The organism is Paraburkholderia sp. XV (assembly GCF_020177535.1).
GTDB lineage: Bacteria > Pseudomonadota > Gammaproteobacteria > Burkholderiales > Burkholderiaceae > Paraburkholderia > Paraburkholderia caribensis.
Genome location: NZ_JAGUUD010000110.1, coordinates 1 through 15021 on the forward strand (window position 1 = coordinate 1; position 15021 = coordinate 15021).

Below are 15021 nucleotides of genomic sequence, written 5' to 3' on the forward strand. Positions count from 1 at the left end.
GCAGGCGCCCGCCGCTGGCGAACTGACGATCTTCAACCGCAGCCATTACGAAGACGTGCTCGTGCCCGTGGTGCTCGGTTCGATAGACAAGGACGCGCGCCTGCGCCGCTACCGGCACATTCGCGACTTCGAGCTGATGCTCGCGGAAAGCGGCACGACGATCATCAAATGCATGCTGCACATTTCGAAGGACGAGCAGCGCGAGCGCCTGCAGGCGCGCATCGACGATCCGACCAAGCACTGGAAATTCGACGTCTCCGATCTCGACGCGCGCAAGCAGTGGGACAAGTACCAGGACGCGTATGAAGAAGCGCTGGCGGCCACGTCGACGGAATACGCTCCGTGGTACGTGATTCCCGCCAACTCGAAGACGCATCGCAACGTGATGGTCGGTGAATTGCTGCTGCGCGCGTTCGAGTCGCTCGAGCTCGAATTCCCGCCGGCGAAAGAATCGCTCAAGGGCGTGATAGTCGAATGATCTTCACCTTGTCGAATAGACAAAAACACAACGAAGGAAAAACATGTTTCGTGTGATCACCGCCAACCTGAACGGCATCCGTTCGGCGGCCAAGAAAGGCTTTTTCGAGTGGTTCGGTGAGCAGAAGGCCGATGTCGTGTGCGTGCAGGAAATCAAATGCTCGCAGGACGACATGACGCCTGAATTTCTCGCGCCGCACGGTTTCACCGGCTATTTTCAGCATGCGGTGAAGAAGGGTTACAGCGGCGCGGGTCTCTATACGCGTCACGAGCCGGATGAAGTCGTGATCGGCTTCGGCAGCGAAGAGTTCGATCCCGAAGGACGCTACGTGGAAGCGCGCTTCGGCAATTTGTCGGTAATTTCCGTGTATGTGCCGTCGGGTTCGAGCGGGGACGAGCGCCAGCAGGCCAAGTACCGCTTCATGGACGAGTTCATGCCGCACCTCACGGAGTTGTCGAAAGAGCGCGAAGTGATCGTGTGCGGCGACGTCAACATCGTGCACAAGGAAATCGACATCAAGAACTGGAAGGGCAACCAGAAGAACTCGGGCTGCCTGCCGGAAGAACGCGCGTGGCTCACCAAGCTGTTCGACGATGTCGGCTACGTGGACGTGTTCCGCACGCTTGACCAGCGGCCCGAGCAATACACGTGGTGGAGCAATCGCGGTCAGGCGTATGCGAAGAACGTTGGGTGGCGTATCGACTACCAGATCGCGACGCCGGGTGTTGCCGCGACGGCGAAGCGCGTCGATGTGTTCCGTGACATCAAGTTCAGCGATCACGCGCCCGTGACCGTCGACTACGCGCACAAGATCGCGAAGAAATAAACGAAAGCGGCGTCAGTCGCTCGCGGTCGTACGGCGCGGGCGGCCGATGCCCGCATAGTCGGGCAGCGCATCGACGCTCTTGCCGACGGCTTTCGCGTACAGCGGCAGCATGTCGGGCAGGCGCTTCATGATGTCCGCGCGGCGCGTCGGATTGTACGGATGCACGTAGATGAAGCCCTGATCGCGGTTGCTGCGGGTCGCGACGGCGAGCTTGTCCCACAGTGTGATCGCCGCGCGCGGATCAAAACCCGCGCGCGAAGCAATCTCGCTGCCGATCACGTCGGCCTCGGTTTCATCGGCGCGTTCGTACTTCATCTCCAGCAACTGCGTACCGATGCCGAGCGGCGCTTCGCCGAGATCGGCGAGACCGAAAAGTTGCGGAATCGACCCCGATCCGAGTTGCGCGGCCTGCTGTTCGCCGAGACGCTCGCGCGCGTGCTCGCGTAGCGCGTGGGCGATTTCATGGCCGAGCAGCATGCCGAGTTCGTTGTCGTTGGGCTTGATCTTGTCGAGCATGCCGCCATACACGATGATCTTGCCGCCCGGCAGACAGTACACACGAACATCCGGCGAACGCAGCACCGCGATATCCCACTTCCAGTTCTTCGCGCGGTCGTTCCATTTCAGCGCGTACGGAACCAGCTTGTCGACGATCGACTGCACACGCTTCACGTGCGCGTCCGATGACGGATAGAGCCGGCTCATATGCTCGGCGCCGCGCGCGATCTGATCGAATTCCTCAGCCGATTGCGCTTCGAGCATCGGCGACGGAATCAGATTGCGGAATACCGCGTAGCCGCCATAGCGCAATTGCTGGTTCGGCACGAAGGGCGGCGGCGGGGGCGTGGGTGCCGGCGTGCGAGCCGTCACGGGCGTTGGCGGTGTCGCTGCGCCTGCGTTCGACGGCGCGGACGTGCCTGACGTGGCGGACGGCGCCGTTTCTGACTTAGGCGCGGAAAGGGTCGAAGGCGTGGATGGCGCGTTCGCAGCAGGCGGCGCGCTGACGCTCGATGTCGATTCGGCCGCGCGCGCCTGCCACGGCGACATCACGCCGAACGCCGCGCACGCGGCGAGAACGGCCAGATGCAGGACATGGCTACGCGCGCGCATGCGATATGCAGGCGATCGACGGAAAGCGGCGCGCGAAGCCGGACCCATGACGGCGCGCCGCGACGCAAACACCATCACGACTGCTTTCTCCAGGGGGCGATGCGAAACAACAGTAGCATGCCTGGTATAGCAAGCGCCGTGCAGACCAGGAAGTAATCGAACCAGCCGATCTTCGCGACGACGAAGCCGCTTGCCGCCGACGCCAGCGTGCGCGGCACCGAAGCGAGCGACGTGAAGAGCGCGAACTGCGTCGCCGTGTAGCGCGGGTCGGTCGTACTGGCGATGTACGCGGTGAACGCGGCGAGCGTGAGGCCTGTCGTGAAGGTTTCGAAGCCGTAGACGAGCGCGAGCGCCACCGACATCGGATCGAGTTGCACCGTCCAGCCGATGCCGAGCAGCGACAGCAGTTTTGTCGTGCCCGCGCTGAGCGCGACGGCGATGTCGTACACGACGGTGAGCCCCGGCGACGTCGGCCCGACGTGCGCGAGCCACGCGAAGCCGAGCGTCGACACCATCTGCAGAATGCCGAAGATCCACAGGCCGCGACCGATGCCGATACGCATCAGCGCAATTCCGCCAATGATGCCGCCCGCCAGACTCGCGCCGAATGCCGTCGTTTTGGCGATCACGCCGATCTGCGTGCGCGAAAAGCCGATGTCGAGAAAGAACGACGTGGACAGCGTGGTCGCCATCGTATCGCCGAGCTTGTACAGGAAGATGAAGCCGAGCACGAACAGTGCGCCGCGCCAGCCGTCGCGCAGAATGAATTCGCGGAACGGCTCGACGATCGCTTCGCGCAGGTTCTTCGGCGGCGTGCCGTGCACTTCGGGCTCGCGCACGACGATGGTCATGATCATGCCCGGCAGCATGAACGCGGCCGTGACGATGAACACGGTCGCCCATGGCAAATGGTCCGAGAGTATCAGCGCGAGCGAACCGGGCACGAGCGCCGCGATCTTGTACGCGTTCACGTGCACCGCATTGCCGAGGCCCTGCTCGGTGTCATGCAGCAGTTCGCGCCGATACGCGTCGATCACGATGTCCGAGCTCGCGCCAAAGAATGCGACGAGCGCGGTCAGTGCGGCAACCGTCCAGATCGAATCGCGCGGCGAAACGATGCCGAGCGATGCGATCGCGCCGGCGACCAGAATCTGCGTGAACAGCATCCAGCCGCGCCGGCGTCCCGGCCGCCAGCCGGGCAGACGCGGCACGTAACGGTCCATCAGCGGCGCCCAGAGGAATTTCCACGTATAGGGGAACTGGATCAGCGCGAACAGGCCGATTTCCTTCAGGTTCACGCCTTCTGAGCGCAGCCAGGCCTGGACGAGATAGACGAGGGTGAACAGCGGCAACCCCGACGTGAAGCCGAGGAAAACGCAGATCAGCATGCGCGCGTTGAGAAACGCGCGCCAGCCGGGATGTTCTTCGTGAGCGGTTAGTGCGGGCGCCTCGTGTGGCGGGTTCGACATGAGATGAGTGACGTTAGCTTTTCTTGACGCGATAGACCGCAAGACTACCACGCCAGTTCACGCCCCATCGCACCTGCTGGCCGCCATGCAGCACGACGCGATCCAGAATCTCGATGCCGACTTCCGGCGCGAGCGCCTCGAAGTCCTTGATGGTCAGCACGCGCACGTTCGGCGTGTTGTGCCACTGATACGGCAGCGACTTCGACACGGGCATGCGTCCCTGCAAAACAGACAGTCGATGCGTCCAGAATCCGAAATTTGGGAACGAAACGATGCATTCCTTGCCGACCCGCACCGTCTCGCGCAAGATCGCGGCCGTCTGGTGAATGGTCTGCAGCGTTTGAGAAAGGATCGCAAAATCGAAGCTGCCGTCTTCGAACAGTCGCAAGCCGTCTTCCAGATTCTGCTGGATCACGTTGATGCCGTTCTTCGTCGACGCGAGCACGCCGGCGTCGTTGATCTCGATGCCGTAGCCCGTCACTTCGAGTTCTTCCATCAGCAGCGACAGCAGCGAGCCGTCGCCGCAGCCGAGATCGAGCACTGTCGCACGCGGCTCGACCCAGCGGGCAATCGCGCGGAAATCCGGCCGCGTCGCAAGATAATCGAGAGCGCGCTGGTTCATGCGTTGACCTCCGCAGCAATGCGTTCGTAGTACGCGCGCATCAGGTTGTGATAGCGCGCATCGTCGAGGAGAAAGGCGTCGTGGCCGTGCGGCGCGTCGATTTCGCCGTACGTCACCTGGCGCTTGTGATCGAGCAGCGCCTTCACCAGCTCGCGCGAGCGCGCGGGCGCGAAACGCCAGTCGGTGGTGAAGCTCGCGATCAGATACTTCGCCTTCGTGTGGGCGAGCGCGGCTGTGAGATCGCCGTCGTACGCTTTTGCCGGATCGAAGTAATCGAGTGCACGGGTGATCAGCAGATACGTGTTCGCGTCGAAGTAGTCGGCGAACTTGTCGCCCTGGTAGCGCAGATACGATTCCACTTCGAACTCGACGTCGAAGTTGAAGTTGTAGACGTCTTCCGCGCCCTCCGCACGACGCAGCGCGCGGCCAAACTTCGCGGCCATGTCGTCGTCCGACAGATACGTGATGTGGCCGATCATCCGCGCGACGCGCAGGCCGCGCTTCGGCTTCACGCCGTGCGCGTAGTAGTTGCCGCCGTGAAAGTCCGGGTCCGAGAGAATCGACGAGCGCGCCACTTCGTTGAACGCGATGTTCTGTGCCGAGAGCTTGGGCGTCGATGCCACGACGATGCAATGCGCGAGCCGCTCCGGATACATCATGCTCCACGCGAGCGCCTGCATGCCGCCGAGACTGCCGCCCATCACAGCCGCGAATTTCTCGATGCCGAACGTGTCGGCGACGAGCGCCTGCGCGTTCACCCAGTCTTCGACCGTCACGACGGGGAAGCTCGCGCCATACGGACGGCCCGTCGACGGATCGATGCTCATCGGGCCCGTCGAGCCGAAGCACGAACCGAGATTGTTCACGCCGATCACGAAGAAGCGGTTGGTGTCGAGCGGCTTGCCCGGGCCGACCATGTTGTCCCACCAGCCGACGTTCTTCGGATCATCCGCATAGACGCCCGCCACGTGATGCGACGCGTTGAGTGCGTGGCACACGAGCACGGCATTGCTGCGCGCGGCGTTGAGCGTGCCGTACGTTTCGACGACGAGGTCGTAGTTCGCGAGCGAGCTGCCGTTCTGCAGGCGCAGCGGCTCGGAGAAATGCATTGTTTGTGGAGTGACGATCCCGATCGATTCCATTCATTCCGCCTTCTGACATGGGGCGGCTAAATGGTGTCGGCGATGGCGCGGAAGGAGCGTGTGCGCGGCTGACGACCTCTTTAGCCGCATTTATAGTGAACCGGGATGGATGAACTCCTTCCGCTGGTTCGCGCGCCCGCAATCGAGTCAGCAAATCGGCGCGTTGTGCAATTCTGGACCGTCAAAAACGGTCAAGCGCAGAGTATAGCGGAAAACGCGCCGCGTCTGCGCCGCCCGGTCTTACTGGAGGATCAGGCGCAGTTGCGCGTCGGCCTGTTCAACCGGCGCGCGCGAGAAGCCGCTGCGCACGAAGCGATGCCAGCGCCCGATGATGTAGCTGAGCAAAAGGCTGGCGCGCGCCACGGGATCGTAGTCGGCGGGGAGCGGGATCGCGCTGTGTTCGGCGTGGCTCGATGCGTCCATCAATCCGAGCCGCAGACATTGCTTGAGCGACGCCTCGACGCGTTCGAGCAGCTGGTTGACGCGTTCGGTGAGCCGCTCGTGTTCGCCGACGAGCGCCTCGCAGGTCAGCACGCGCGTCATGCCGGGATTCTTCGCTGAAAAATTGAGCAACATGAGCGCGATCGCGCGTGCCTGCAGCACGCCGTTCGGCTCTTTCGCGATGATCTGGTTGATGAGCCCGAAGAGCGTCTGCTCGATGAATTCGATCAACCCTTCGAACATCTGCGCCTTGCTCGCGAAATGGCGATACAGCGCCGCCTCCGATACGCCGATGCGCGCGGCCAGCGCCGCGGTGGTGATTTTTTCGTTCTTCGGCGCCTCCAGCATCGCGGCCAGCGTCTGGAGGATATGTACGCGCCGCTCGCCCGGTTTCAGGCGTGTCGAGCGCGGTGCGGCGGTTTGGTCTTCGGTTACGTCCTCGTCATGCTTGCGGATAGGCTGCATGTCTGTCGTCCCTGTTATCGCCAGGCCGGATGCTCCGTGAGTGGTTCGATCGGCCTTCCTGGGCGAGTGCCCAGTCTCAACGATTTTAGCGAACGAATGCATCGATCGACATAGTGCGGGCGACCCGTGCCCGGCAGACGTGCCGGCGAGCCGTTCGGGCGGGCATGCTGCGGCAGGTGCCCGGTGATCCACACGGTGCGGATGCCGAGCCGCCGATAGTTCTTCAGATGGCTGCGCGTGTCTTCGACGAGCACCGCGTCGGCGAGACGCACGTGCGCGTCGCGCATCGCACGGCGCAGCATCGCGTGATCGGGTTTGGCGCGCCAGTAGCGGCGGTCGCGCATGTGCTCGATGGCGATCACGCGCTCGAACAGCCGTTCGATGCCCAACTCTTTCAGCACGTCGAGCGCGTAGGCTTCGGGCGCGTTGGTCAGCACGATCTTGCGGCCGGGCAGCGCGTCGACGAGACGCTTCAGGCCGCGCTCGCTGCGCAGCATCGCGCGCAGGTCGGGGAACGTGTGGACGTACTTCAGGAAGTCGTGCGCATCGAGGTCGTGATGGCGCGTGAGCCCGAGCAGCGCCGCGCCGTAGCGCTGCGTGTAGCCGGTGCGCAGACGGTTCGCTTCGTCGCGCTCGACTTGCAGCGCGTCGATGATGTACTGCGTCATTGCGGAGTTGATAGCCGGGAAGATCGCATGCGACGCGTGATGCAGCGTGTTGTCGAGATCGAACAGCCAGACAGGCGTGCCGGCGTGAATCTGCGGCCGACGGCGCTTCGGACGGAAAGTGCGCATGATGTTGCGGCGTGAATTGCGGCGTGAATGATGTCAGGCGCGCGAGGCGGTCCGCTGCCGTGCGAAACGGGCGGCGCGCGATGCGCGCAGAGGGAAAAGCTTGAGACAGCGCAGGACACTGCGCGAAAGACGGAAGGCCAGTATGCCTTCTGCGAAGCACGGCGGCCAGCGTGCCGTGCTTCGCGCGATGCGTGAGTTTGCGTGACGCGTGACGTGGCGGACCGCGCTCAGTGCGAGCGGATCATCGTGCCGAACGGCTGCTCCGTCAGGATTTCGAGCAGCACCGAATGCTCGATGCGGCCGTCGATGATGTGCACCGAACGCACGCCGCTCTTCGCGGCGTCGAGCGCCGACGAGATTTTCGGCAGCATGCCGCCCGAGATCGTGCCGTCGGCGAACAGCGCGTCGATCTCGCGCGCGGACAGATCGGTCAGCAGCGTGCCTTCCTTGTCCATCACGCCCGGGATGTTCGTCATCATGACGAGCTTCTCGGCGTTCAGCACGACGGCCAGCTTGCCCGCGACCAGGTCCGCGTTGATGTTGTACGACAGGCCGTCCTCACCGAAGCCGATGGGCGAAATGACGGGGATGAACGCGTCGTCCTGCAGCGCTTTCACGACGGCGGGGTTGATCGCCTCGACTTCGCCGACCTGGCCGATATCGATGTACTGGCCGGGGTTGTCGCGGTCCGGCATCAGCAGCTTGCGCGCGTGGATCAGGCCGCCGTCCTTGCCCGTCAGACCGACTGCCTGACCGCCGAAGTGGTTGATCAGCGTGACGATGTCCTGCTGCACTTCGCCGCCCAGCACCCATTCGACGACTTCCATCGTCTCTTCGTCGGTGACGCGCATGCCCTGGATGAACGTGCCCTGTTTGCCGATTTTCTTCAACGCCTGATCGATCTGCGGACCGCCGCCGTGCACGATCACCGGGTTGATGCCGACCAGCTTCAGCAGGATCACGTCGCGCGCGAAGCCTTGCTTCAGGCGCTCTTCCGTCATCGCGTTGCCGCCGTACTTGATGACGACGGTCTTGCCGTGATACTGGCGGATATAAGGCAGCGCCTCGGCGAGAATTTCAGCCTTCAGCGTGGGGGCGATCTGGGACAGGTCGGGAGACTCGGACATGGCGGCGGCTCGGACACGGAAACGGTGAAAACAACGCCGGATTGTACACAACTGGCGCGGTGCAATAGTGAAACTGACGTGTGCCGTCGCGGCGATCGCGGCTGTTGTGCCGCAGTGCGGAAAAGCGGATTTCGAGGGCAACGCGCACCTCGTCCGCGCTGCATTTTGCAGCGGTGCGGTGCCTGGTTTGGGCCGTCGCCCGGCTGGTAAGTTCTCTCGCGCAACGGGGAGGCCCCGCGGCCCGGAAAGCCAGGCGAATCGGCGGCGAGCGGGCAGGCGTTTTGCTGATGTGCCGGAAGTGGCATCATGTTTGAATCCACTGACCGGTTTCATCCCGTTGTCATGAATCCGTCCCCATCCGAACCGACTGAATCTTCCGCAATGTCGAGCGCTCGGTGCCCGCGCTGCCGCCGCGTGTTCGACTGCGGCGGGCGCGGCGGCCGCGAGGCGTGCTGGTGCGTATCGATGCCCGCCTTGCCCGCCACGGCGCTCGACGCCAGCACCGGCTGTCTATGCCCCGAATGCCTTGCCGATGTAATCGCGCGGGCGCGTGCAACGGAAGGAGGCGCCGCGCCCGCGCCGGACTGATGCAACCGGCGCCCTGTGCGGGACTACGCGCGCGAGTCCGCCAGCGCCGCCAGATCGCGCGTCAGGTTGTCGAACACCGGCTCCCACTGTGCGAACTGCGGCTGCCGGTACAAGCTCGCGCTTGGATACCACGGGCTGTCGGTGCGATCGAGCAGCCAGACCCAATGCGGATTGACATCGAGCAGCACCCACGTGCGCTGCCCGATCGCGCCGCTCAGGTGCGCGACGGACGTGCATACGGTGATCACCAGGTCGAGCGCGCCGAGATAGGCGGCGGTGTCGTCGAAGGTTTGGAATTCCGCCGTGTGGTCGGCGATATCGAGTCCTGCCGTGCGGGCTGCCGCCACTTCGGCTGCGGCGCCGGGCTGCAGCGAATAGAAGGCGACCTTGTCGAGTTCGCGGAAGGCGTCGACGTAGCGTTCCAGGCCGACGCGGCGGAACGGATTGCGCTGGTGTCCGTGGCTGCCCGTCCATACGAGTCCGACCTTCAGCCGCTTGTCGCCCGCGAGGCGTTGACGCCAGGCGTCGACGGCTTGCGGATCGGCTTGCAGATACGGAACAGTCGACGGGATCGTTGCTTCGCGCGTATCGAAGAGCAAAGGCAGCGACAGCAGCGAAACCTCATAGTCGAACTTCGGCAACTGTTCGACGCCGCCGCCCAGCGTGAATTCGTCAGCGTGTTGCGCGAGCGAGCGTTCCAGCAGCGCGCCCATCTGCGGAAACGAGTTCCAGGCAAGACGTCCGCCTTCGCGATGCACGCGCTCGGCCAGTAATGGAACATAGCGGCAGAACTGCAGCAGATCGCCCATCCCCTGTTCGCCCCACAGCAGCAGCGTCTTGCCTGCCAGCGATTCGCCGCGCCAGGCGGGTCCCGGCAGTACGGGGCGTTTGCCCGCCAGTTCCTTCGATCCGTCCCAGCGCGCCTCGTGCTCGCGCCAGCCGTCGGCGTAATTGCCGCGCAGCAGGTGGATCATGCTGAGATTGGAAAGGTACGACGGCACGTCGGGCGCGGCGCGATGCGCAGCCAACGTGAAGCGCTCGGCGCTGTCCCATTGCTGCGCTTCGCGCAGCGTCTGCCCGTGATTGCCGAGCATGACGGTGTTGTCGGGCTGAAGCGCGATCGCGCGCCGCTCGGCTTCGAGCGCGCTGCCGAGGTCGAAGCGCGCGAGGTGCGACTTGCCCAGATTGGCCCACGCGTTCGCATCGGCGGGATTCTGGTGGAGCGCGGCTTCCAGCAGTTCGGCCGCTTCCGCCGAAGCCGGATTCGCCGACATCAACGCGCCCGCCAGATTGTTGCGCAGGCTAGGCAGGTCGGGGGCGATGGCGAGCGCATTGCGGTAGGGCGCGACGGCGTCGACGTGCCGGCTCATCAATTGCAGCGTGAGACCCAGGCGAAAGAGCGCTACGGGATCGTGCGGCGCGAGCGCGGCGCAAGCACGGGCAATGGTTTCTGCCTCGCGGCCGCGTTGCCGGGCGGCCAGTTGCTGCGTCATTTCATCGAGCGAATCGGGATCGGTCGGAAACAGGTGTGAAGCGGCCTGGAGCCAGATGTCATGCGCCTGGCGGTCGCCTTGCTCCAGCGCTGCGACAGCATGACGCAGAAATGTCTGGAAGGAATCCAAAAGAACTTGATGCGGATCAACCATTGTTTTGAGCGTTGTGGGTGAAGAATGCCGGGCGCGCCGGAAACGATAAACAACACTATAGTTCCGATCATTCGCTAGATGAATCGGACCCCTCCCAACAGGTAAACTCGCAGGATGCACCGCATAACCGTCACCGGCCGGGTCAACCTCGGGCATCTCTTCTGGCTACGCAGTCTTGCCATCATCGGGCAACTCGTGACGATTGCGTTCGTCCAGACCTTTGTCGGCGTCAAGCTGCCGTTGCCGGCGATGCTGCTCGTCATCGGGCTCGAAGTGATTTTCAACGCGCTGACGTGGCTGCGCGTCGCGAGCCAGAAACCCGAGTCGAACCTCGAGCTGTTCGGGCAACTATGGGTCGACCTGGGCGCGCTGTCCGCGCTGCTGTTTCTGTCGGGCGGCACGACCAATCCGTTCGTTTCGTTGTACCTGCCGTCGCTGGCGATTGCCGCGGCCGTGCTGCCCTGGCAGCTGATGGCGTGGCTCGCGGCATTCGCCGTGGCGTGCTATGCCGTACTCGGTTTCGAATCGGTGCCGCTCAATCTCGACAACCCCGCGAATCTGTTCGACTACTATCGCGCCGGGATGTGGGTGAACTTCATGGTCAGCGTCGGCCTGATCGCGTGGTTCGTGGCGCGCATGTCGCGCGGGCTGCGTCAACGCGACACGGCGCTCGGCGAGGCGCAACAGCGTCTGCTGCGCGACGAACGCGCGGTGGCGCTGGGCGTGCAGGCCGCGACGGTGGCACATGAGATGGGTACGCCGCTGTCGACCATCGCGATGCTCACGGAAGAGCTGCGCGATGCCGCGCGCAGCGACGAAGGCCTGAAGGCGTACGCCGCCGACCTCGATATCCTCGACCAGCAGTTGACGCTGTGCACGTCGGCACTTGCGCGCCTGCGCAGCCGCGCGTCGACGCAAGGCAGCCGCCAGCGTGTCGACGAATGGCTCGACTCGTTCGCCAATCAGTGGCGGCTGCGGCATCCGCACGTCAAGTTCGAGCGTGTGGGCGAGCCGCCCGCGAACGTCAGTGTCGACGATACGGTCGCCGTCAGCCAGATTCTCACCATCCTGCTCGACAACGCCGCGCGCGCGAGCCGCGATCACGTGACGCTCGCCGCCAGGCTCGCCGACAACGACTCGATCGACTTCGAAGTCTGCGACGCCGGCCCTGGCGTGCCGGCGTCGCTGCGTGGCTTGCTGGGCGCAGCGCCCGTCGACAGCACGCAGGGCGGGCATGGGGTCGGGCTGTATCTGGCGTTTTCGGCGGCTGCGCGGCTCGGTGGATCGATCGAGCTCACGGACGTCAGCGAAATCAAGCCGCGCGGCACGCGCGCAGTATTGCGGTTGCCTTTGGCCCGCGAGCAAACAGACGCGGGCCGGCAGGGCGCCGCGTCGTCCAATACGGAGAAGCAAGCATGAGCGATAAGAATTTTCTGGTCATCGACGACGACGAAGTGTTCTCCGGCATCCTCGCGCGCGGTCTGACGCGTCGCGGCTTCACGGTGTCCGAGGCGCACAACGCCGACGAAGCGATTCGCCTCGCCAATCAGCAGAAGTTCGGGCAGATCACCGTCGATCTGCATCTGGGCAACGACTCCGGGCTGAATCTCGTCGCGCCGCTGCGCGACCTGCAACCGAATGCGCGGATGCTGGTGCTGACAGGTTATGCGAGCATCGCGACAGCCGTTCAGGCGGTGAAGGACGGCGCGGACAACTATCTGGCCAAGCCCGCGAACGTCGAAACGATCCTCTCCGCGCTGCAAACGGAAGCGAGCGCATTGCAGGCCGAAGAGGCGATCGAAAATCCGACGCCATTGTCGGTTGCTCGGCTGGAGTGGGAGCACATCCAGCGCGTGCTCGCGGAAAACGGCGGCAACATTTCGGCGACGGCGCGCGCGCTGAACATGCATCGACGCACGTTGCAGCGCAAGCTCGCGAAGCGGCCGGTCAAGCAATGACCTTGCCGTAGTTTCTTGCGGCCGGACATGAAAAAGGGCGGCGCTCCTTGCGGAGCGCCGCCCTTTCGTTTGGCCTTTCGTTTGGCCCTTTCGCGGGGGTAACGACGCGCGTTACAGCACGTAGCGAGACAGGTCCTCGTCCTGCGCAACCTCGTTCAGCGCGCGATCGACATAAGCCGCGTCGATCACCACGTGCTTGCCGGCATGGTTGCCCGCCGAGAACGAGACTTCCTCGAGCAGCTTTTCGATGACCGTATAAAGACGGCGTGCGCCGATGTTTTCCGTCTTCTCGTTCACCGAGTAAGCGATTTCCGCAAGACGGCGGATGCCGTCGTCGGCGAATTCGAGGTGCACGTCTTCCGTTTCGAGCAGCGCCTGGTATTGCTTGACGAGGCTGGCGTCGGTGGCGTCGAGAATCGCTTCGAAGTCCTTCACCGACAGCGAATCCAGTTCGACGCGAATCGGAAAGCGCCCTTGCAGTTCGGGAATCAGATCGCTCGGCTTCGCAAGATGGAATGCGCCGCTCGCGATGAACAGGATGTGATCGGTCTTCACCATCCCGTACTTCGTGTTGATCGTCGTGCCTTCGACGAGCGGCAGCAGATCGCGCTGCACGCCCTGACGCGAGACCTCGCCGCCGCCGGCTTCGCTGCGCGACGCGATCTTGTCGATTTCATCGAGGAACACGATGCCGTTCTGCTCGACGTTCTGCACGGCCTTCGTCTTGACCTCTTCGTCGTTGAGCATTTTCGCGGCTTCTTCGTCGGTGAGGAGCTTGAGCGCTTCCTTCACCTTTACCTTGCGGCGCGTCTTCTTGCCGCCGCCCAGGTTCGCGAACATCGAGCGGATCTGCTCGGTCATGTCTTCCATGCCCGGCGGGCCCATGATGTCCATCATGGTTTGCGGCATCTCGATGTCGAGCTCGATTTCCTTGTCGTCGAGCACGCCTTCGCGCAGGCGCTTGCGGAACGTCTGACGCGTCGCGTTCGATTCGTCGCCGCCCGACTCTGCGCCCGAGCCGAAGCCGACCGTGCGCGCGCCCGGCAACAGCGTATCGAGAATGCGGTCTTCGGCGAGATCCTCCGCCTTGGTGCGGACCTTGCGCATTTCGGTTTCGCGCGTCTGCTTGACCGAGATTTCGATCAGGTCGCGCACGATGCTGTCGACGTCGCGGCCCACGTAACCGACTTCGGTGAACTTGGTCGCTTCGATCTTGATGAACGGCGCGTCGGCGAGCTTCGCGAGGCGACGCGCGATTTCCGTCTTGCCGACGCCCGTCGGCCCGATCATCAGGATGTTCTTCGGCGTGATTTCCTGGCGCAGCGGGTCGGCGACCTGCTGGCGGCGCCAGCGGTTACGCAACGCAACCGCGACGGCCTTCTTCGCGCGATTCTGGCCGATGATGTGCTTGTCGAGTTCCGAGACGATCTCGGCGGGAGTCATGGTGCTCATCGTGTGTCCTTACTCGATTGTCTCGATGACGCGGTTGTGGTTCGTGTAGATACACATGTCGCCGGCGATCTCCAGCGACTTTTCGACGATCTCGCGCGGCGAAAGATCCGTGTTGTCGGCGAGCGCCTTCGCAGCCGCTTGCGCGTACGCGCCGCCGGAGCCGATTGCGCAGATGCCGCCCTCGGGGTCGAGCACGTCGCCGTTGCCGGTGATGACGAGGGTGGTGGTCGCGTCGGCCGTGATCAGCATGGCTTCCAGACGCCGCAGCATGCGGTCGGTGCGCCAGTCTTTCGCGAGTTCGACGGCGGCGCGCGTGAGATTGCCCTGATGCTTTTCAAGCTTGGCTTCGAAGCGGTCGAGCAGCGAGAACGCGTCGGCCGTGCCGCCGGCGAAGCCGACCAGCACCTTGCCGTTGTAGATGCGGCGGACCTTCTTCGCGCCGCCCTTCATGACGATGTTGCCCAGCGTGACCTGGCCGTCGCCGCCGAGCGCGACCTTGTCGCCGCGGCGCACGGAGACGATCGTCGTGCCGTGAAATTGCTCCATATGCGTTCCTTTTCCAAAACCGCAAATATCTTGCGTGGGACCAGAGCAAGCGCTAAAGCGCCAGCTCTGGGTCGATTCGCCCAAGGACGGGAGTAAGCGCCGAAGCGCCAACGCCGGTCGATTCGCCTCGGGGACGCGGAGGCGTCGATGCGCCACCACGGAATCCGGGAGCGGCCGGCGCGCGATGCTGAGTGCCGCGCGCGCGTGCAACGCATGTCGGATTTATTTTAGGGCGAGCGCGGCCATATCAAGAGGCGCAGTCGAACGGGCTCGAGAAAAGCTGGAAGAGCGCGGTGAGCGCGAAAACGCCGCGCGAGGGTTTCAGCGGCGGTAAAAGGTGCTGGCGGGGCGTCCGCG

Annotated in this window: 14 protein-coding genes and 1 pseudogene; 5 read left to right on the plus strand and 10 right to left on the minus strand. The window is 63.9% G+C overall.

Annotated elements, in window-relative coordinates:
* Together KFO72_RS33710 and KFO72_RS33715 are read left to right on the plus strand one after the other, a co-directional pair.
* Positions 1-478 (plus strand): annotated as a pseudogene (locus KFO72_RS33710) (polyphosphate kinase 2 family protein); the annotation flags it as partial.
* Between the two features lie 43 nt (positions 479-521).
* Positions 522-1304, plus strand: a complete 783-nt coding sequence (locus KFO72_RS33715; RefSeq protein ID WP_054929410.1) for an exodeoxyribonuclease III — start codon at positions 522-524, stop codon at positions 1302-1304.
* 12 nt (positions 1305-1316) lie between these two features.
* Here KFO72_RS33715 and KFO72_RS33720 read toward each other — a convergent pair whose 3' ends face one another.
* The 7 genes from KFO72_RS33720 to argB form a co-directional block, all read right to left on the minus strand.
* On the minus strand, positions 1317-2489 hold the full coding sequence (locus KFO72_RS33720) for a M48 family metallopeptidase (RefSeq protein ID WP_082433742.1): 1173 nt from the start codon (positions 2487-2489) through the stop codon (positions 1317-1319).
* Positions 2489-3883 carry an AmpG family muropeptide MFS transporter gene (locus KFO72_RS33725; protein ID WP_225033912.1) on the minus strand — a complete coding sequence of 465 codons (1395 nt, stop codon included), beginning with the start codon at positions 3881-3883 and terminating at the stop codon, positions 2489-2491. The genes KFO72_RS33720 and KFO72_RS33725 overlap by 1 nt, the downstream gene beginning before the upstream one ends.
* A gap of 13 nt (positions 3884-3896) precedes the next feature.
* Entirely contained in the window at positions 3897-4505 is a 609-nt protein-coding gene (gene metW, locus KFO72_RS33730) for a methionine biosynthesis protein MetW (RefSeq protein ID WP_054929412.1), read from the minus strand.
* A complete protein-coding gene (metX, locus tag KFO72_RS33735) occupies positions 4502-5647 on the minus strand; it encodes a homoserine O-succinyltransferase MetX (protein ID WP_035987178.1) in 1146 nt (381 codons plus the stop codon). The genes metW and metX overlap by 4 nt, the downstream gene beginning before the upstream one ends.
* Before the next feature lie 240 nt (positions 5648-5887).
* The gene (slmA, locus tag KFO72_RS33740; protein WP_054929413.1) at positions 5888-6553 is read right to left on the minus strand and encodes a nucleoid occlusion factor SlmA; all 666 of its coding nucleotides are present in this window, start codon (positions 6551-6553) and stop codon (positions 5888-5890) included.
* Between the two features lie 14 nt (positions 6554-6567).
* Positions 6568-7347: a pyrimidine 5'-nucleotidase gene (locus KFO72_RS33745; RefSeq protein ID WP_054929414.1), complete on the minus strand. Its 780-nt coding sequence runs from the start codon at positions 7345-7347 to the stop codon at positions 6568-6570.
* Positions 7348-7574: 227 nt separating this feature from the next.
* Positions 7575-8474, minus strand: a complete 900-nt coding sequence (gene argB / locus KFO72_RS33750; RefSeq protein WP_054929415.1) for an acetylglutamate kinase — start codon at positions 8472-8474, stop codon at positions 7575-7577.
* Positions 8475-8780: 306 nt separating this feature from the next.
* On the opposite strand from argB, the gene KFO72_RS33755 reads away from it, so the two are divergent.
* Positions 8781-9062 carry a cysteine-rich CWC family protein gene (locus KFO72_RS33755; protein WP_082433743.1) on the plus strand — a complete coding sequence of 94 codons (282 nt, stop codon included), beginning with the start codon at positions 8781-8783 and terminating at the stop codon, positions 9060-9062.
* Between the two features lie 23 nt (positions 9063-9085).
* Here KFO72_RS33755 and KFO72_RS33760 read toward each other — a convergent pair whose 3' ends face one another.
* Positions 9086-10708, minus strand: a complete 1623-nt coding sequence (locus KFO72_RS33760) for a hypothetical protein (protein WP_225033913.1) — start codon at positions 10706-10708, stop codon at positions 9086-9088.
* Between the two features lie 114 nt (positions 10709-10822).
* On the opposite strand from KFO72_RS33760, the gene KFO72_RS33765 reads away from it, so the two are divergent.
* Together KFO72_RS33765 and KFO72_RS33770 are read left to right on the plus strand one after the other, a co-directional pair.
* Positions 10823-12127, plus strand: a complete 1305-nt coding sequence (locus KFO72_RS33765) for an ATP-binding protein (RefSeq protein WP_054929417.1) — start codon at positions 10823-10825, stop codon at positions 12125-12127.
* Positions 12124-12666, plus strand: a complete 543-nt coding sequence (locus KFO72_RS33770) for a response regulator transcription factor (protein WP_007743952.1) — start codon at positions 12124-12126, stop codon at positions 12664-12666. The genes KFO72_RS33765 and KFO72_RS33770 overlap by 4 nt, the downstream gene beginning before the upstream one ends.
* 111 nt (positions 12667-12777) lie before the next feature.
* Here the strand turns inward: KFO72_RS33770 and hslU are convergent, their stop codons facing one another.
* Both hslU and hslV read right to left on the minus strand, forming a co-directional pair.
* Positions 12778-14118, minus strand: a complete 1341-nt coding sequence (gene hslU / locus KFO72_RS33775; protein WP_225033914.1) for an ATP-dependent protease ATPase subunit HslU — start codon at positions 14116-14118, stop codon at positions 12778-12780.
* A 9-nt stretch (positions 14119-14127) separates the two neighbouring features.
* Complete coding sequence (hslV, locus tag KFO72_RS33780) at positions 14128-14664, minus strand: ATP-dependent protease subunit HslV (protein ID WP_035987163.1); 537 nt, start codon at positions 14662-14664, stop codon at positions 14128-14130.
* Positions 14665-15021 lie beyond the last annotated feature (357 nt).

Excerpts from the sequence above, each read along its gene's own strand:
- KFO72_RS33715 (WP_054929410.1), top strand. The coding sequence starts at position 522 with ATGTTTCGTGTGATCACCGCCAACCTGAACGGCATCCGTTCGGCGGCC.
- KFO72_RS33720 (WP_082433742.1), bottom strand. The coding sequence starts at position 2,489 with ATGGTGTTTGCGTCGCGGCGCGCCGTCATGGGTCCGGCTTCGCGCGCC.
- KFO72_RS33725 (WP_225033912.1), bottom strand. The coding sequence starts at position 3,883 with ATGTCGAACCCGCCACACGAGGCGCCCGCACTAACCGCTCACGAAGAA.
- metW (WP_054929412.1), bottom strand. The coding sequence starts at position 4,505 with ATGAACCAGCGCGCTCTCGATTATCTTGCGACGCGGCCGGATTTCCGC.
- metX (WP_035987178.1), bottom strand. The coding sequence starts at position 5,647 with ATGGAATCGATCGGGATCGTCACTCCACAAACAATGCATTTCTCCGAG.
- slmA (WP_054929413.1), bottom strand. The coding sequence starts at position 6,553 with ATGCAGCCTATCCGCAAGCATGACGAGGACGTAACCGAAGACCAAACC.
- KFO72_RS33745 (WP_054929414.1), bottom strand. The coding sequence starts at position 7,347 with ATGCGCACTTTCCGTCCGAAGCGCCGTCGGCCGCAGATTCACGCCGGC.
- argB (WP_054929415.1), bottom strand. The coding sequence starts at position 8,474 with ATGTCCGAGTCTCCCGACCTGTCCCAGATCGCCCCCACGCTGAAGGCT.
- KFO72_RS33755 (WP_082433743.1), top strand. The coding sequence starts at position 8,781 with ATGTTTGAATCCACTGACCGGTTTCATCCCGTTGTCATGAATCCGTCC.
- KFO72_RS33760 (WP_225033913.1), bottom strand. The coding sequence starts at position 10,708 with ATGGTTGATCCGCATCAAGTTCTTTTGGATTCCTTCCAGACATTTCTG.
- KFO72_RS33765 (WP_054929417.1), top strand. The coding sequence starts at position 10,823 with ATGCACCGCATAACCGTCACCGGCCGGGTCAACCTCGGGCATCTCTTC.
- KFO72_RS33770 (WP_007743952.1), top strand. The coding sequence starts at position 12,124 with ATGAGCGATAAGAATTTTCTGGTCATCGACGACGACGAAGTGTTCTCC.
- hslU (WP_225033914.1), bottom strand. The coding sequence starts at position 14,118 with ATGAGCACCATGACTCCCGCCGAGATCGTCTCGGAACTCGACAAGCAC.
- hslV (WP_035987163.1), bottom strand. The coding sequence starts at position 14,664 with ATGGAGCAATTTCACGGCACGACGATCGTCTCCGTGCGCCGCGGCGAC.